The organism is Mesorhizobium sp. B2-9-1, assembly GCF_006439455.1.
Taxonomy (GTDB): Bacteria; Pseudomonadota; Alphaproteobacteria; order Rhizobiales; family Rhizobiaceae; genus Mesorhizobium.
Genome location: NZ_VFTP01000003.1, coordinates 282,117 through 300,076, shown reverse-complemented (window position 1 = coordinate 300,076; position 17,960 = coordinate 282,117). Strand labels below are relative to the sequence as shown.

Genomic DNA, 17,960 nt, shown 5'->3' with positions numbered 1-17,960 from the left:
CCGCGAAACGCTCGCGAGCCACAAGATTGGGTAGCCGAGTCCTGCCGCATGCTGCCTCGCACCGTGCCTTGGCGCGATGGTAGTCGGGGAAAATTTATCAAAACCATACCGCCAAGCCGACTTTGAGGATGGGCAACGGCAATGGAACGTAACTTACGGTATCGAACATCGGCGAAAGGCCTTGCAAAGGCCGTTAGTTGGGCATCAGGCCTGCCTTCCTGAGGGAGCCGAGAAACGTTTCGGCATCATCGGAATTGCCGAACCGCAGTAATGCCTCCTGTCGAACATTTGCTACCAGTCCGGGCTCATGGAGCATCAGCCAGGAACGCTCGCGCTCGGCATCGGCAGCGTAGCCCCCTTCGGCAAAAATCGCGGCGGCAATCACACGATAGAGCGCATTGTCGGGAACATTCGCTTTTCTGATCCACATGACCGCCTGCTCGATGTCGCGGTTGAAATAAGCGCAGATAGCCAACGCCACCTCGTAATAGGCGAGTGGCCCCGGATTGCGATTTCGCGCTTCCGCGACCAGCGGGCATCCCTCTTTCCAATTTCCGGACAACGCCAGCCGATACCCGTACTCACCTACGAATACCGTGTCATTGGGATTGATGATGATGCCGCGGCGCCCCACTCTGATGGCCGCCTCGGTCTCCCCCCTGAAATAAAGTGCCATCATCTGTGCCTGAAGGGCCCGGACGTTGTTTGGCTCCAGCTGCACGGCGCGATCCGCCGCGGCAAGGGCGCGATCGATCAATGGTGCCGATTTCTGGGATTCGAACGGATAATAGAACCGGAATTCATCGATGTAGATCAACGACAGAAGCGCCCAGGCCGTCGCGTATCGAGGAAATCGCTCCACGGCGCTTTCGAGACAGGAACGGACAGCGGGGCGGCTCTCAGGGTTGAAACCGGCTCGATACGAGTAATAGGAAAGCGTGCAGAAATAGGCAGCCTGGTCGTCGGGAGCATCGGGAACGGCACGCTTGGCATCCGCCTCGAATAGAGCGCCATATGGTTGTGCCAGGCTCGTGGCGACATTGGCGGCGATATCGGCTTGGATTTTCAGAAGTTCGGGAACTGTCGTCGAGCCATCGTAGCTGTGCGCCCAGAGAACCGATCCATCTGCACGGTTGAGCATGCGAACCCGAACCCGAAAGGTCCCGGCGGACATGTCCACGCTTCCCGCCAGCGCGTACCGTACATCCGGACCCACCTGGCCGAGCGACTGGACCACGACGATGTCGCTGAATTTGGAGAGCTGACTTATGACCTCCTGCGTAAGCCCGCGGGCCAAAGCCGTAGTCGCGCTCGAGCCGTTCATGTCGTCGAACCACTCAACCAGCAAATGCGGGATTTCCGGCTCGCTTGGAGACAGCCGGGAAGAACCGAGCCACAAGACGAGGGCCAAGGCGGCAGCAGCCAGCACGGCCATCGCCGCGATGGGAACAGGCTTGTCCAGTCGGCGCGGTTGTTGCGGGGGCTCGCCTACAATCGCGGGCTCAGGTTCATCTGCGCCGGGAGCTACGTTGGCGCGCGATGAGAATGCGGCAACATATCCTCCCTTGGGAAGGCCAATGAGAATGGGATCGGCCAGACCGGCTGTCAGGTAATAGCGTTCAAGCGACCTGCGAAGGTGGCTGGCTGCGATGCGCACGATCGGATCGGTCTGCGGGTCGAACGAAGGGCCGCGATCGAATACCTCCACCGCTATTGAATAGGCCTTGATGCGATCGCTGCGCCCCGCCAAGGTTTCGTCCACGACATAGCTGAGGAACCGACGCTCGCGATCGGTTGCCTGAAAGTCCGCGCTGCTCAGAATACGCGCCAGCTGGGCTCTGCAGTCATCGGTGGAGAGATCTGCCTGTTGATGTACGTTCAATTTCGCGTCAATCGATCCGTCGTCTATTTTCATACCGCCGAGTCGTCCGCGCGACGGCGCAGGCGTCTGTTGGTACATTCCGGCTCATGTGCCCGCAATGGTGCTTGCGCGTACCTTCGTAGCGGCGTCTTCCGCGGGTTGCCGTTCGCTTCCCCCTCCCGATCCATACGTTGCGGCACAAGGAGGGTCCGGCTGCAATGAACGTTGCAACAACGCCGGGCAGCATGGTGGTCAGCGGCTGTTCTCGGATTCAATCCGTTGGCGCGAAAGACCGGTTGGCCACTGCCAAGTCTTGATCTAACCGGAGCCGGCTGTCGGCCGGCCGCCGACTGCCTTCAAGGCGCTGACCCGCAAGATGCTCTCGATGAGATCTTTTTCCCGGAACGGCTTGTTGACCAATGGCACGTCCGATGGGCGGTTTGAAATTGCCTCAGCATCGGCATAGCCGGTTATCATGACCGCTGGCCAATCGGAGCGGAGGTTGCGCGCGAAGCGGATTACCTCGACTCCGGACACGAGCGGCATTGCGAAATCGGTGACAATGACGTCGAACTCATGCGGTGTCCCTTCAATAATTGCCAGCGCCTCGGCACCGCCTGCTGCGCATGTCACTGTAAACCCGTGTTGCCGAAGCGATTCCGCGGTTAGCTGCCGCAATCCGCTGCTGTCGTCAATCAACAGAAGCGAAGGGAAAGCCTTCCCTGCGGCCTCGACCAGGACTCTCTCTCCATCCGGATCTGCCACATTATCGGATGGCTGCTCCGCTGAACGCGGCAGCCACAGCTCCATGGATGTTCCGCGCCCGACGAGGCTGTCTATGCGAAGCGCCCCGCCCGATTGCTTCATGAAACCGTATACCGTGCTGAGACCCAGCCCGGTGCCTTTCCCGACGGGCTTCGTCGTGAAAAACGGTTCGACGACCTTGGTCAGAATCTCCTTCGGGATGCCGGCACCGGTGTCCTTGACGGTGAGGACTGCATACTCTCCGGCTGCCAGGTCTTCGGAAGGTATTTTGATGACCCGATTTTGCGCCTGCACGGCAATTGTCCCGCCGGAGGGCATCGCGTCACGCGCGTTGAACACCAGATTCATCAACGCCAACTCCAATTGAACGACGTCGACATGCGCGGGCCAAACGGAGTCGTCGACCTCCCACTCAAAGCGGATCAGGCCGCCGAGCACGGGAGCCACCAAGCCATTCATCGTATCTTCCAGCGCAGCCAGCCGCACTGCCGTCGGCTTCAGATTCTGACGCCGCGAAAAGGCAAGCATGCGGTTGACAAGTTCGGCGCCTTGCTTCGCGGAGCGGCGAGTGAGTTCAACGATCTTCTTTGCTTGCTCGTCAAGCGTAAGCTGCCTCTCGAGCAATCCCAGTCCGCTCAGAACCGCGGCAAGCAGATTGTTGAAATCGTGTGCCAGCCCTCCGGTGAGTTTCCCGACCGCTTCGAGGCGCTGTGACTGAAGAAGTTGATTTTCGAGTTCACGCCGCTCGGTCACGTCAAGCAACGTGCCGAGGATTTCGGGTCGGCGTCCGTCGACACCTTTCGACAGGATCCCTTGGTCGAGAAAGATACGGTATTTGCCATCGGCGCACTGCCAGCGGAACTCGCATGTGTAGGAGCCTGTCACCTTTGCCGCCAGCAAAGCTTCCCGCACCCTGGATAGATCTTCCGGATGCACCCGGCTCAGCCCAAACCACGGCTCGGACGTCAGTCGCTCAGGTGGGAATCCCGTCAGACGTTCGACGCCTTTTGAAACAAAACGGGCTGCAAAGGGCGGCTCGGCGACCCTGGCGTGAAAACAGACGGGCAAGGATCCAAGTATGGCCTCCTGCCGTTCTTCGGCGCCGCGCAGCGATCGTTCGGCCTCGAGCTTTTGTTTTTCGGCCTGCAAGGCTTTCGCCAGCAGTGCCTGTTCTGCGACCGCATTGCGCTGGATCTCGAGCGTCTTTTCGTGAAGCTCGACGAATACAGCCACTTTGGATCGCAGCATGGCGGGGTCGAAGGGCTTGAACATATAGTCCACTGCGCCGGCGTCGTAGCCGCGCAGCATATGCGCATCTTCCTTGTTGATGGCCGTGAGGAAGATGAGAGGGGTTCGTCTGGACTGTTCGCGCTGGCGGATCAACGAGGCTGTTTCGTAGCCGTCGAGGCCCGGCATCAAAACATCCAGCAAGATAACGGCGAAGTCCTCCTTTAGGAGGCAGCGCAGCGCCTCCTCGCCGGATTGCACAGCGACGACTTCCGCGAGTGGAGTGAGAACTTCTTCGATCGCCAACAGGTTTCGTTCGTCATCATCGACTGCCAGGATGCGTGCCTTTGACTGATTGTCCGCCAACTGCACAATCTCCAGTTTCTTCGAACGGATCCGCGACAGCCTTTGCATCGGGCATCCCGTCAGTTGACTGACCTAAGCAGATTTTGGGATGTCTCGACCCGATCCCGAGAGCGGCCGATCCAGACCCGCAGCAGTGCCAACAGCAGGTCGAGGTCGACAGGCTTGGCAATATAGTCGGAAGCCCCGGCTTCCAGGCATTTCTGCCGGTCGCCTTTCATCGCCTTTGCTGTCACCGATATCAATGGAATATGCGCGATGGAGGGTGTGTTGCGGATACTCCTCATCGTCTCGTAGCCGTCCATCTCCGGCATCATGATGTCGATCAAGGCTGCGTCGACGTCGGCATTCTCCTCCAGCAACGCTATCCCATCGCGGCCGCGCTCAGCGTGAAGGACTTCGATATCGTAGGTCTCAAGGACGCTCGTCAGCGAATAGATGTTTCGAATATCGTCATCGACGATCAGGACTTTCGCGCCCGCAAGATTCGACCTGTTGTCAGCTCGTTCGACACCTGCCCCGCTTTCCTCGCGCAGTCCTCCCGGAAGCGTCGCAGATACATGGAGAGCCAATTGAGCAAAATTCTCAGCTCGCGGTACTGCGGACAAAGCGGGATTCAACGCCAGCACCTGTTCAACTGCCTCCGAATGAGGGGCAAAAAACAGAAGTGGGGGAAGGCCGTCTGAAAACTGATTGGTGAGTTCGTCGAGGGCCCGCGCATTGTCCCTGGCAGACTTTCCAAGCCCAAGGACAACCGCATCGTATGAGGCGAGATCGATGTCCTCTGCCGTTGCCGCGCGGCTGATTGCGGTGACCGAGGTGACGCCGTCGCGGATCGTCTCGACAAGGGAAAGGCGGCGCTCGGGATCGGAGTCAGCCAGGAGCACCCGGCGCTGGACGCGCAGGTTCCTCGAATGAATTTCCTGGAACACCTTCACCAGTTCCTCGGATGACACCGGCTTGGTCGAGATGCTCGATGCCCCCTTGCGAGCCAGGCTATCGATGTCTTCCGCTCCGGAAATCACATGAATGGGAATGCCGGCGGTCTTCGGATCATGGCGCAGCAGGTCGAAGAGCACCCATCCATCGATGTCCGCCAGGCCGAGGTCCAGCGTGATCGCGTCCGGCACCAGCTTGCGCGCCAGTGCCAAGGTTCCGGAGCCCGCGGTCGACAGGACGCCTTTCAACCCGGCAGACCGTGCCAAGCCCAGCAGCAGACCGCCAAAGGTTGGGTCGTCCTCGACGATCAAAACGACCCTGTCTTGCGCCGATATGGCGTCGCGATCGTCCATCAATTCCGCCGACGGCAAACCGCTGGGCGCCGCTGTCGTCGCGATTGCCTCGGTGGCCGGAAGCAGTTCCGGCTGGCTGGCGGCGGCAACCCTGGGACCATCGATCGGAATGACCAGCGTAAACGTCGATCCTTTGCCGGGAATGCTTTCAACTCTTAGCTCACCGCCGAGCAAACGGGCGATCTCACGGCTGATCGAGAGCCCAAGACCGGTTCCTCCATATTTGCGGCTGGTCGTGCCGTCGGCCTGCTGGAACGCCTCGAAAATCAGTTTCTGTTTGTCTTCCGGGATGCCGATACCGGTGTCGGTCACCGCTATCGCAAGCGCTTTCCTGGGCAGCTTGGCGCCGTTGCGGCGTCCCGCCTTTTCCATCTTGAAATTCAGGCTGACCTTGCCTTCGGAGGTAAACTTGAAGGCGTTCGACAGCAGGTTGAGCACGATCTGCTGCAACCGCTTCTCGTCCGTACGCACGGTTTCCGGAAGAGCGGGATCGACATTGATGGTAAAGCCCAGACCCTTGTCGGCTGCAAGCTGGCGGAACGTGCGCTCCATATGCTGGCGCAAATGGGCGACCGGCATATCGTTGATGTCGATCGAGACCGTGCCGGACTCGATCTTCGACAAATCGAGGATGTCGTTGATCAGGCTGAGAAGGTCCGTACCGGCCGAATTGATGGTGCGAGCAAACTCGACCTGCTTTTCGTTGAGGTTGCCCTGCTGGTTCGTAGCAAGCAGATTTGAAAGGATGAGGAGCGAGTTGAGCGGAGTTCTGAGCTCATGGCTCATGTTGGCGAGGAACTCGGATTTGTACTTGGAGGTAAGCGCCAGCTGCTCGGCTTTCTCCTCAAGCGCCCGGCGCGCCATCTCGATTTCGAGATTTTTGTTTTCGACCTGTTTCTTCTCATTCTCCAGAAGTTGAGCCTTCTCCTGGAGTTCCTCATTAGTGGCGTGCAGTTCCTCCTGCTTTTTCGTCAGTTCGGTCTGACGCGCCTGCAGCTCGGACGTCAGCAGTTGCGATTGCTTGAGCAGGCCCTCGGTGCGCATCGTCGCGGCGATCGTGTTGAGGACGATGCCGACCGATTCCATCAGCTGATTGAGAAACGATTGGTGCGTATCGCGGAACTCGCCGAAGGACGCGAGCTCGATGACGGCCTTGACCTCATCTTCGAACAAGGCAGGTAGAATGATGACGTTGGCCGGCGAGGCGCTGCCAAGGCCCGATGTGACGCGCAAGAAGTCCGGCGGAACATTGTCGAGCATAATGGCTCGCTTGTCGGCAGCGCTTTGTCCGACAAGGCCCTCACGCAGATCGAGGCGTTGCTTGATTGCCGCCTTGCTCTCGGCGCCATAGGACGCCGCCAGCTCCAGATAGGACTCCTCCTCGTCCCGATTGGTCACGTAGAAGACGCCGTATTGCGCGTTCACGAGCGGAGCGAGCTCGGACATGATGAGACGCGACACCGTGGCGAGATCGCGCTCTCCCTGCAGCATGCGGGAGAAACGCGCGAGATTTGTCTTCAGCCAATCTTGCTCGGCGTTTTTCAACGTCTGATCCTTGAGATTGCGGATCATCTCGTTGATGTTGTCCTTGAGCGCGGCGACCTCGCCGGAAGCCTCGACGCTGATCGAGCGCGTCAGATCGCCCTTCGTCACCGCCGTCGAGACCTCGGCGATTGCGCGGACCTGCGTGGTCAGATTGGCCGCCAACTGATTGACGTTGTCCGTAAGATCGCGCCACAGACCGGCGGCGCCAGGCACGCGTGCCTGGCCTCCAAGCTTGCCTTCGATGCCGACTTCGCGCGCGACATTGGTCACCTGGTCGGCAAAGGTGGCCAGCGTTTCGATCATCCCGTTGATGGTGTCCGCGAGGGAGGCGATTTCGCCCTTCGCGTCCACAGTCAGCTTGCGTCTGAGATTGCCTTGCGCAACCGCAGTCACGACGTCGGCGATGCCGCGCACCTGGTTGGTCAGATTGGTGGCCATCAGGTTGACGTTGTCGGTCAGATCCTTCCAGGTGCCGGCCACGCCGCGCACTTCGGCCTGACCGCCAAGCTTTCCTTCCGTGCCGACTTCACGTGCGACGCGTGTCACCTCGCCGGCGAAGGAGTTCAGCTGGTCGACCATGGTGTTGATGGTCGACTTGAGCTCGAGGATTTCGCCCTTCACGTCGACGGTGATCTTCTTCGAGAGATCGCCTCGCGCGACGGCGGTCGTCACTTCGGCGATGTTGCGAACCTGGCCGGTCAGATTCTCGGCCATGGAGTTCACGTTGTCGGTCAAATCCTTCCATGTGCCGGCCACGCCTCGCACCTGGGCTTGGCCGCCAAGCTTTCCTTCGGTGCCGACTTCGCGCGCCACACGCGTCACCTCGCCGGCGAACGAGTTCAGCTGATCGACCATGGTGTTGATGGTCGACTTGAGCTCAAGGATCTCGCCCTTGACGTCCACGGTGATCTTCTTGGAAAGGTCGCCGAGTGCCACGGCCGTGGTCACTTCCGCGATGTTACGCACCTGGCCCGTCAGGTTGGCCGCCATCGCGTTCACATTGTCGGTCAGGTCCTTCCAGGTGCCGCCCACGCCTCTGACCTGCGCTTGGCCGCCGAGCTTGCCGTCCGAACCGACCTCGCGCGCCACGCGCGTCACCTCCGAGGCAAAGGAATTCAGCTGATCAACCATCGTGTTGATCACGTCCTTGATCTGCAGGATCTCTCCCAAGGCATCGACGGTGATCTTCTGCGTCAGGTCGCCGGTCGCGATCGCGGTTGCGACTTTGGACACGTCGCGCAACTGCACGGTCAGATTGCCGGCCATGGCGTTGACATTGTCGGTCAGGTCTTTCCACGTGCCGCCGACGCCTTCCACATGGGCCTGGCCGCCGAGCTTGCCTTCCGAACCGACCTCGCGCGCCACGCGCGTGACTTCGGAGGCGAAAGAGTTCAGCTGGTCGACCATCGTATTGACGGTGTCCTTGAGCTCGAGGATCTCGCCTTTGACGTCCACGGTGATCTTCTTGGAAAGGTCGCCGCGGGCGACGGCTGTCGTCACCTCGGCGATGTTTCGGACCTGACCCGTCAGGTTGGCCGCCATCAGGTTGACGTTGTCAGTCAGGTCTTTCCAGGTGCCCCCGACGCCCCTCACCTCTGCCTGCCCGCCGAGCTTGCCTTCCGTGCCCACTTCGCGCGCAACGCGCGTGACTTCGGAAGCGAAGGAGTTCAGCTGATCGACCATCGTGTTGATGGTATCCTTGAGCTCGAGTATCTCCCCCTGCACGGCCACCGTGATCTTTTTCGACAGGTCGCCCGAAGCAACCGCCGTCGTGACCTCGGCAATGTTGCGCACCTGGCCGGTGAGGTTCTCGGCCATGGAATTGACGTTGTCGGTCAGGTCTTTCCATGTGCCGGCGACGCCGCGAACCTGGGCCTGGCCGCCGAGCTTGCCCTCGGTGCCGACCTCGCGCGCGACGCGCGTCACTTCCGATGCGAACGAGTTCAACTGATCGACCATCGTGTTGATGGTGTTCTTGAGCTCGAGGATCTCCCCCTTCACGTCGACGGTGATCTTCTTGGAGAGATCGCCCAGCGCGACCGCCGTCGTGACCTCGGCGATGTTGCGAACCTGGCCGGTCAGATTTTCGGCCATGGAGTTCACATTGTCGGTGAGGTCCTTCCACGTGCCGCCGACGCCTTCGACCCGCGCCTGGCCCCCGAGCTTGCCTTCCGTGCCGACCTCACGCGCGACGCGCGTCACCTCCGATGCGAACGAGTTCAACTGATCGACCATCGTGTTGATGGTGTTCTTGAGCTCGAGGATCTCGCCTTTCACGTCGACGGTGATCTTCTTTGACAAATCGCCTGACGCCACCGCAGTGGTCACCTCGGCGATGTTGCGCACCTGGCCGGTAAGGTTGGTGGCCATGGCGTTGACGTTGTCGGTCAGGTCCTTCCACGTGCCGGCCACGCCCTTCACCCGCGCTTGTCCGCCGAGCTTTCCCTCCGTTCCAACCTCACGAGCGACACGTGTCACTTCGGAGGCAAAGGAAGCCAGTTGCCCCACCATCGTGTTGACGATCTTGCCTATGCGCAGGAACTCCCCGCGCAGCGGGCGGCCGTCGATTTCGACCATCATTGTCTGGGATAGGTCGCCTTTCGCCACTGCCCCGATGACGCGGGCCACTTCGGCGGTCGGTTGAACCATGTCTTCGATCAGGTCGTTGACCGACCTGACGCTTGATTCCCAGCTGCCGGTAGCATTGCGGACATGACCCCGCTCGCCAATTCTGCCGTCCTTGCCGACGACCCTGCTCAGCCGCTCAAACTCTTTCGTCACCTGATCGTTGAGTTCGACGATCTGGTTGAAGGCATCGGCAATATCGGAATCTATCCCCTCATAGATGTTGTCGATCCGGATGGAAAAGTCGCCTCGCCTGAAGGCCTTTAAGGAATTGAGAATCTGACGACGATCTAATTGCGCCCTTGATGCCTGCACGCTCACAGTGCCACTCCCCAGTCCACCTGTTTGTGAAGAAACTGATGATCAGATGAAGTCCCGCCCTCGCGGCTAGGTATACAATTCACCGCAAGCTCCAAAACGTGGTAGGCGCCAATTTGTTCCGATGTGCAGATCGAATCTTATCCGCACGCCAGCAAGCGCTTAAGAACGCGCAAAGGCTCGCCCCGTCATTTGGCTTGCTTCGCTCTTGGAAATTGCTTGGTGTATTCCGCCCAATCGGAAGCTGCGACACCGCCGCTCGCGGGCTCTTGTCAACCTTGGCGGACGGCTTCGTAAGCTATTGGCGGACAAGGATTATGTTAGTTCCCCGACACAGGGATTTTGAAAGGTTTCGGTTTGTCTAGGTGCAAGATTCCCCATTCACTTCCGTGAAATCAGCGCAAACGCCGGAGATTGGTTGAAGCCGCCCCAACCTCGTCATTCTATGGCGGAGCAAGGAGCGAAGCGACGCGCGCAGACCATAGAATCCATTCCGTGACTTGGGAGCGCCGCCACGGCGCAGAATTTTGCTCCGCCGCACGCCTTGGCGAAGGTGACGGCATGGATTCCAGGGTCTTCGCGACGGAGCTTCGCTCCTGCTCCGCCCTGGAATGACGACGGGGTCGGCGTTTCGGCCAATCTCCAACGCAGGCCACCTGCCAACGCAAACAGAGCCGATCGGTCAAAATCCCCTTGCAGTGCCACTACTCGCAGAGGGGCAACTCCGCAGGCGGCCCGGCAAGGCTGGCTCGCCTCATGCCATCTCTGGACGTCTTGAAGCTTCGCGGATCGCCTTGTGGACATTGCGCTGCAGGTCCATGAACTCGGCGCTTTCCATGATCTCTTCCCGGCGCGGCCGCTCTATGTCGACGTTGAAGGTTCGCATGATGCGTCCCGGGCCGATCCCCATCACGACGATGCGGTCGGACAGGTAGACGGCCTCCTCCACGTCGTGGGTGACGAAGAGCACGGTCAGCCGGTGCTCCTCCCATATCTGCGTCAGCAGCTCCTGCATCTGGTGCCTGGTCAAGGCGTCGAGCGCGCCGAAGGGCTCGTCCATGAGCAGCATCTTGGGCCGATAGGACAGCGCGCGCGCGATGGCGACGCGCTGCTTCATGCCGCCCGACAGTTCAGACGGATAGAGATCGGCGCAATGCGGAAGCTTGACGAGGTCGAGATGCTCGCGCGCGATCCTGCGGCAGGTCGAGCGATCATAGCCGGCGGCCTTGAGGGCAAATTCTATGTTCTGCTGCGCCGTCAGCCAAGGCAGCAGCGTGTAGGATTGGAAGACGACGCCGCGGTCGAGGCCGGGCTTGAGGATCGGCGAGCCGTCGATGTCGAGCTCGCCCGCGTCGAAATCCTGCAGCCCGGCAACGATCGACAGCAGCGTGCTCTTGCCGCAACCCGACGTGCCCACCAGCGAGACGAACTCGTTGTCGGCAAGATCGAGATTGATGTCGCGCAGCACCTGGGTGCGCCGCTCCCCGGTGCCAAAGCTCTTGTGCAGGCCTTCGATGCGCAGTTTGGGCAAGCTCATCGGCCGAACCTCATTGCGCGTGCCCTTCCTGCCGGAACAGCACCTTTCCCAGCGCCTTCATCACCTGGTCGGTGATGAGACCGAGCACGCCCAAGAGCAGGATGTAGCCGATGATGGTGTTCGTCTGGAAATAACGCTGGGACACGGTGATGCGGTAGCCGAGGCCGGACGTCGCCGCGACGAGCTCAGCCAGCACGAGCCAGGTCCACGCCCAGCCCAGGCTGATGCGCAGCGTGTCCCAGATGCCCGGCAGGGCACTGGGCACCACGATGCGCGTCAGGATCTTGCGGTCCGGCAGGCCGAGCGTCCTGCCGAGGCCGACGAAATCCGTCGGAACCCGCTTCACATTGTCCATGATCATCAGGACCTGCTGGAAGAAGGTGCCGATGAAGATGATCAGGAACTTTTGGGCGTCGCCGGTGCCCGACCAGAGGATCGAAAGCGGCACGAAGGCGACCACCGGCATATAGCGGATGAAATCCACCAGCGGCTCGACAGCAGCTTCCCAGACCCTGAAGCTGCCGATCAGCACGCCGATCGGTATCGCCAGCGCCGAGGCGATCAGGAAGCCGATGGAGATGCGGTATATCGAGGCCTTGAGGTCCAGCCACAGCGTGCCGTCGCTCCAGAGCTTGCCGAGCTGCCCCGCCACGCTTTCCGGCGAGGGCAGGAAGATGGGCTTCACCAGCTCCAGGCCTGTTGCCGCCCACCAGGCAAGGCCGAGGCCGGCAAAAACGGCCACGGCGATCATCAGGAAACGCGACCGCGTGATGGGCGCGCCGATTCCGGAGGATCGGCGGCGCGGCACCGGTCGCGCAGCCGGTCCTTGCGCGGGGCCGGACTGGCTCGTTTTGGCGGCACGCTGCTCGGACATCCGCGCTACCACCGCGACGCGGCCTTCGTCATTCCGCGGCCTTGACGAATGACGGGTCTATCATCTGCTCCGGCGTCACGTCGGCCTGGAGCAGCCCGGCATTCTTGGCGGCGGCTTCGACATCGGCGAATGTCTTGGTGGAGAACTCGCCGGTCAAAGCGCTCTTGTTCTCGGCGAGAGAATAATAGCGCACGCCGTCGAAGGCCGTGTTGAGGTCCTCGACACTGGAACCGACCGCCTTGGAAATGATGGCGCGGCCGCCAGCGGTATCGCCGTTGTAGTTCTTCAGGGCCGCATCCCAGGTCTTGATCATGGCAAGCACCTGGCCGGGTCGCGACTTGATCACCTCGTCGCGCACCACAAGCACGTCGCTGATCAGGCCGGGATCCTCGCCGGCGGTGAAGAGCAGCTTGACGTCCTTGTTCTGCGCCCTGGCGGCAGTGAGATAAGGTTCGTAGGTGACCGCGACCGGGACCTGTCCGGCAATCAGCGCGCTGCCGGCGTCGGCCGCCGGCATCGGCACCGGCTGCACATCGGCGATAGACAGGCCGTTCTTGGCAAGGGCGTATTTGAGTAGGATGTCGCTGGTCGTGCCCTCCTCGAAGGCGACCTGCTTGCCCTTGAGATCGGCGATGGAGGAAATATCCTTGCCGGCGATCATGGCGTCGGCCGTCATGCTGACATCGAGCAGCAGCACGATTTTCACCGGCAGGCCCGCCGCAACCATACCCATCGCGGTATGGGTCGCGATGTTGGCGGCATCGAGCTGGCCGCTCGCGAGCGCGGCGTTGATGTCCTTGTCTTCCGCGAAGTTGACGATTTGGACGTCCGACAACCCGCTTGCCTTGAACAGGCCCTTGGCCTCGGCGACGTGCCACTGGCCATAGCCGAGCCATGGCTCGATGCCGATCTTGAAGGTTCCCGCTTCAGGCGTCGCGGGAATGGCCGTGTCGGCGGCATAGGCCGCCGGGGCGAACACGATGGCGGCGGCCACGGCGAGTGCACGAAATTGTCCTGCTAGGTTACGCATCATCTCTGTTCCCCTTTATGATCGCGCCGCTCTTTGAACTGCATATCCGGCCTGGATGAGAATGCGGGCTTATGCTCTTGCGGCACTGTGGCTCGGCGTCTTACCTGCCGCTTCAACGGAAGCGCAAGGATACTCAACGTCAGCGGCGGTGAATGTCAAGGCGAAAATACATACATGCATATACAAGCTGGAGCGCTCGAAATCCGCGGCTTCCAGGGCATCAAGCCGCATCCGTTCGCCGCAAGGCGTTCGATCGATCGCCTCCAGGAAGTCCGTCACGCGATTTGCGCCCGGAACAAGGCTCGCCTTGCCGCGATCAGCCGTTTTTGGAAGGAGAGTACCGGCTGCCGAGCGAATAGCGGCTGCCGACATAGGTCAGCTTGCTGATGGTGGCGACGATGGCTCCCGTCCACGTCCGGCGGTGCAGAAGCAGGCAGCAGCTGCCGGCATCGATGCCCAGATGCCGCGCCGTCTCGGCATCGGCCGGGATTGCCGAGATGATGTGCTCGACCTCGGTCACCGGTGTCTTCTGCATCAGATAGTCGTAGGTCGCGGTCTTGGAAAAATCCTGCTTGTCGTAGTCGGGTATCAGGCTCGGATTGACGAAGCGCTCTTCCAGTTGCACGGGCAGATCGTTCTCGAAATTGACGACGACGGAGTGGTAGACCGACGAGCGCCTGGCGAACTCGAAGGACAGCGCAAGCTCCTTTTCCGGCATGATTTTTTCGAGGACGAGAACCTCGGAACGATGCTTGTTGCCGCGTGCCAGGATCTCGGCCGCGATATTGTTGATCTCGATCAGGGCCGATTGCGGCCGCGGCGGCGCGATGAATGTTCCCACGCCCTGCAGCCGGATCAGAAATCCCGCCGAGGTCAGTTCCCGCAAGGCACGGTGGATCGTCATCCTGGAGACGCCAAGCGCTGCCACGAATTCATTTTCGGACGGCAGCTTGCGGTCCTTGCTCCACCGGCCAGTTCCGATGTTCGTCAGGATGTAGTCCTTGACCTTCTCGTAGAGGGGGCTGGCCGTATCGGGCAGAGTGTTCATTTCAGATGTCCTTTCCGGCAAGCATCGGAAATCAGGAATGCTCAAGGGGTTGCCGCATTCGGATGATTGTTTTCAAGCCGTCGCCCTGGCCTTCCAGCAGCCGCCGATAGGCCGCGGGGACGTCATCCAGGCCGATCTCGCGGTCGATCAGGCTGATCAGCGGCTCGCTCAGCTCACCCAGCATCCGGATGGCATCGGGAAGCTCGTCGGCGAAGGCGTGGCAGCCCAGCAACGCGATCTCCCGCTCGACCAGCATGTTGGGGTCGATGTCGAGCCGGCCGTGGAAGATGCCGACCATCGCAATGGTACCGCCCGGGCCGAGAACACCCAGCAACTGACTGAGCGCGGCGACGCTGCCTGTCGCCTCGACGGCCGCGAGCAAGGGGGTATTCGCAGTCGCTGAGGCGATGGCGTGCGGGTCTAGATCGACGATCGTGGCGCCGGTCACGCGCGCGACGCGAGCGCAGCGGCCTTGGTTGCGGTCGGCGATCAGCACGGTGCCCGCGAACGTCCGCGACAGCAGCAACGCGGCAAGGCCGCCAATGGTCCCGCAGCCGAGAACAAGCACCGAGGCCGCTGCTTTCGGCAGACGTCGCACCGCGTGCAGCGCAACGGCGAGCGGCTCGGCCATTGCCGCCACCCGTGCATCAAGCGCGGCATCGACGCTATGCAACAGTCGCGCGGGGAGCACGACCTGTTCGGCAAATCCGCCGTCGCATATTTCGCCGACGAAGCCTAGCGACGTGCAGAGATGGCGCCTGCCGGCACGGCATTGCGCGCACTCTCCGCACCAGAAGCGGGAATCGGCGACCACCCGGTCGCCAATGGCGATGGTGTCGACGCCCTCGCCGACGGCGACCACCGTGCCCGTCAATTCATGGCCGGCCGTCGAAGGCGAGCGGCTTATCCATTGGCCCGTGCGGAAATTGTGCAGGTCGGAACCGCAGATGCCCGCGGCGTCCACCTTGAGCTTCACCCAGCCCGCATCGGGGACGCCCGGGGCGGCGATATCCTCAACGCGCAAGTCGCCGGGTCCGTAAAGTCGCGCGGCCTTCATCGTCATCGCTTCCCTCAGACCGAGAGATAGCGGCTACGGATTTCCGACACCGCATTTTCATGCGAGCTGAAGCCTTCGTAGCGGGCGAGCGTGCGCGCATGCCGGGCGAGTTCCGGATAGGCCGCCGACGTCACATAACCGACTGACGAGCGCTTGACGAAATCCGTGACCGCCAGCGGCCCATACGTTCGCGCCCACCGGCTGGTCGGCAACACGGCATTGGGCCCGAGGACAAAGTTGGCGAGCGTCACCGGCGTATGCGGACCCATGAGGATCTCGGCCGCTTCGGTGATGTACCCGAGATGCGCGAACGGCTCCCTCGACAGGATCTCGAGATGCTCCGGGGCATAGTCGTTGATGAAGCGGTAGCTGTCTTCAAGGGACGCGGTCAGCACGATGCCGCCGCGCGTTCCGGTCAGCACAGCGCGCGAGAATTCGACGCGCTGTTCGCTCATGCGGGACCAATGCTGCGGCAGCGCGGCAAGCGCGGCCTCGGCGACCTTGCGGCTGTGCGTCACCAGATAGGCCGAGGAATCCGGCCCGTGCTCGGCTTCGATCAAAAGGTCCAGCGCGGCAAGGCCGCCATCGACGCTGTCATCGGCAAAGATGATGGCTTCGGACGGGCCGGCCGGAAGCCCGGTGTTGATGACCGAGGACAGCAGGCTCTTTGCCGCCACCACCCAGGGACTGCCCGGCCCGACGATCTTGACGGCGGGCTTCACCGTCTCGGTGCCGTAGGCGACGGCGGCGACCGCCTGGGCGCCACCGCATTTGTACACGGTCTCGACGCCGGCGAGGCGTGCGGCGACCAGGGTCGCGGCATCGACGGACCCATCGGAAGTCGGCGGCGTCACGATCGCGATCTGGGGCACGCCGGCAATCACAGCCGGAACCGAGGTCATCATCGTCACCGACGGGAACGCGCCCTTGCCGCGCGGAACGTAAAGCGCCACGGAGGCGATCGGGGTGTATCTGTCACCCGCATAGGCGCCCGGCCGAATTTCCTTCAGCCACATCGTTTCCGGACGCTGCTCCTCGTGGAAATGCCTGATGTTCTCGATACCGAACCGGATGCTCTCCACGACATCCTTCTCGACCTTGTCGAATGCCGCGTCGAACTCCGCTTCCGAGACTTTGAGCCCGCCATCGGCCATATCGGCCTTGTCGAACTGGCGCGCGAACCGAAGCAGGGCGGCGTCACCTTCGGTCCTAACCGCCTCGATGATCGGACGGGCTTTTTCGACGAAGACCGAAAGATCGGCTTCGGCGCGCCCCAACAGGCTGGCCCGCCGGTCGGCATCGAGGGTCGACAGGTCGTGGAAGCTGATATCGGACATGGCTGCTCCTTCTCCTGGAACGCGGTGGCGGCTGGCGATGGCCGGTCACACGCCTGGAAGACCGTGAGACCGGCAACATGGGCAAGGACCGCAGGTAGTGCCAGCCTGTAAAAGTATATACATGTACGTATAATGGCTGCCAGCATTTTCTGGATCCTGCCAACTCGAGCATAGCTGATCGGAGGCCACTCAGATCGACGCGAGAAAGCCGCCATCGACCGGGATGGACTGACCGGTGATATAGGCCGAGGCATCGGAGGCGAGGAATACAGCGATCCCGTGCAGGTCCGACAGGTCGCCGAAGCGGTGCTGCGGGATCTTGGCGAGCATCGATTGCCGCCATGCCTCATTGCCGTAGAACACTTCCGTCATTGCCGTCCTGAAATAGCCGGGGGCGATGGCGTTGACCCTGATCCCCAGATCCGCCCACTCGGCTGCCAGAGCGCGCGTCATGCCGAGCAGACCCGATTTCGACGAGCCATAGGGCACAGCCGTCGGAATCCCGACTTCGGAGGTGAGCGAGCAAAGATTGATGATGACGCCCGGCCGGCCGGCGTCCTTCATGTGCTGCGCGGCAGCCTGGGCGCAGAAGAATGCGCCTTTGAGGTTCGTGTCGACGATACGGTCCCAAAGTGCCTCGTCGACATCGAGCGAGGGGCGGACTTCCTCCATCCCGGCATTGTTGACGAGAATATCGAGACCGCCGAGCAGGCCGGCGGCCTCGGCCGTCGCCGCCCTGCAGCGGCCGACATCGGTGACATCCAGGGCGATGGCATGCGCCACCCCGCCGGCGGCGCGGATGGCTGCCGTCGTCTCCCCAAGCGAGGCAAGGCTGCGTGCCGTGACGGCGACATCGGCGCCGGCCGCGCTCAGCGCCTCGGAAATGGAACGCCCGATGCCGCGGCTTGCGCCGGTGACAAGCGCTTTCCGACCCGACAGGTCGAAGAGCGGAGCGTTGCGCATGCGATCCTCCTTGGCACGGCTGGTTTGACGATCTCGCCTTGAGCCTAATGGATCGAACTTACCTATACAAGCATATACAAATCAACTGGGTTGCGGTAGTGGTTGAGGGGCATGCGCG

Annotated in this window: 10 protein-coding genes; all 10 read right to left on the bottom strand. The window is 61.6% G+C overall.

All coding sequences use genetic code 11. The annotated features are described in order from the left end of the window. Positions 1-193 precede the first annotated feature (193 nt). The 10 genes from FJW05_RS08810 to FJW05_RS08765 all read right to left on the bottom strand — a co-directional run bounded on the left by FJW05_RS08810 (position 194) and on the right by FJW05_RS08765 (position 17,842). Entirely contained in the window at positions 194-1,960 is a 1,767-nt protein-coding gene (locus tag FJW05_RS08810; RefSeq protein ID WP_246673291.1) for a hypothetical protein, read from the bottom strand. 219 nt (positions 1,961-2,179) lie between these two features. Further along, positions 2,180-4,267: a response regulator gene (locus tag FJW05_RS08805; protein WP_140630453.1), complete on the bottom strand. Its 2,088-nt coding sequence runs from the start codon at positions 4,265-4,267 to the stop codon at positions 2,180-2,182. Positions 4,268-4,278: 11 nt separating this feature from the next. Next, the gene (locus tag FJW05_RS08800) at positions 4,279-9,993 is read right to left on the bottom strand and encodes a HAMP domain-containing protein (RefSeq protein ID WP_140630986.1); all 5,715 of its coding nucleotides are present in this window, start codon (positions 9,991-9,993) and stop codon (positions 4,279-4,281) included. Between the two features lie 757 nt (positions 9,994-10,750). Then, positions 10,751-11,533 (bottom strand): ABC transporter ATP-binding protein, encoded by a 783-nt coding sequence (locus tag FJW05_RS08795; protein WP_140542710.1) that lies wholly within the window; start codon positions 11,531-11,533, stop codon positions 10,751-10,753. Positions 11,534-11,543: 10 nt separating this feature from the next. Beyond that, positions 11,544-12,284 (bottom strand): ABC transporter permease, encoded by a 741-nt coding sequence (locus FJW05_RS08790; RefSeq protein ID WP_176477106.1) that lies wholly within the window; start codon positions 12,282-12,284, stop codon positions 11,544-11,546. A gap of 151 nt (positions 12,285-12,435) precedes the next feature. Continuing rightward, positions 12,436-13,437, bottom strand: coding sequence for an ABC transporter substrate-binding protein (locus tag FJW05_RS08785; protein WP_140630984.1), 1,002 nt, complete (start codon positions 13,435-13,437; stop codon positions 12,436-12,438). A gap of 316 nt (positions 13,438-13,753) precedes the next feature. Further along, a complete protein-coding gene (hutC, locus tag FJW05_RS08780; RefSeq protein ID WP_140630450.1) occupies positions 13,754-14,485 on the bottom strand; it encodes a histidine utilization repressor in 732 nt (243 codons plus the stop codon). Between the two features lie 31 nt (positions 14,486-14,516). Then, positions 14,517-15,542, bottom strand: coding sequence for an alcohol dehydrogenase catalytic domain-containing protein (locus FJW05_RS08775; RefSeq protein WP_140630981.1), 1,026 nt, complete (start codon positions 15,540-15,542; stop codon positions 14,517-14,519). Between the two features lie 14 nt (positions 15,543-15,556). Next, the gene (gene hisD, locus FJW05_RS08770) at positions 15,557-16,879 is read right to left on the bottom strand and encodes a histidinol dehydrogenase (RefSeq protein WP_140630447.1); all 1,323 of its coding nucleotides are present in this window, start codon (positions 16,877-16,879) and stop codon (positions 15,557-15,559) included. A 189-nt stretch (positions 16,880-17,068) separates the two neighbouring features. Beyond that, positions 17,069-17,842: a glucose 1-dehydrogenase gene (locus tag FJW05_RS08765; protein ID WP_140630444.1), complete on the bottom strand. Its 774-nt coding sequence runs from the start codon at positions 17,840-17,842 to the stop codon at positions 17,069-17,071. Positions 17,843-17,960 lie beyond the last annotated feature (118 nt).

Excerpts from the sequence above, each read along its gene's own strand:
- FJW05_RS08810 (WP_246673291.1), bottom strand. The coding sequence starts at position 1,960 with ATGTACCAACAGACGCCTGCGCCGTCGCGCGGACGACTCGGCGGTATG.
- FJW05_RS08805 (WP_140630453.1), bottom strand. The coding sequence starts at position 4,267 with ATGCAAAGGCTGTCGCGGATCCGTTCGAAGAAACTGGAGATTGTGCAG.
- FJW05_RS08795 (WP_140542710.1), bottom strand. The coding sequence starts at position 11,533 with ATGAGCTTGCCCAAACTGCGCATCGAAGGCCTGCACAAGAGCTTTGGC.
- FJW05_RS08790 (WP_176477106.1), bottom strand. The coding sequence starts at position 12,284 with ATGATCGCCGTGGCCGTTTTTGCCGGCCTCGGCCTTGCCTGGTGGGCG.
- FJW05_RS08785 (WP_140630984.1), bottom strand. The coding sequence starts at position 13,437 with ATGCGTAACCTAGCAGGACAATTTCGTGCACTCGCCGTGGCCGCCGCC.
- hutC (WP_140630450.1), bottom strand. The coding sequence starts at position 14,485 with ATGAACACTCTGCCCGATACGGCCAGCCCCCTCTACGAGAAGGTCAAG.
- FJW05_RS08775 (WP_140630981.1), bottom strand. The coding sequence starts at position 15,542 with ATGAAGGCCGCGCGACTTTACGGACCCGGCGACTTGCGCGTTGAGGAT.
- hisD (WP_140630447.1), bottom strand. The coding sequence starts at position 16,879 with ATGTCCGATATCAGCTTCCACGACCTGTCGACCCTCGATGCCGACCGG.
- FJW05_RS08765 (WP_140630444.1), bottom strand. The coding sequence starts at position 17,842 with ATGCGCAACGCTCCGCTCTTCGACCTGTCGGGTCGGAAAGCGCTTGTC.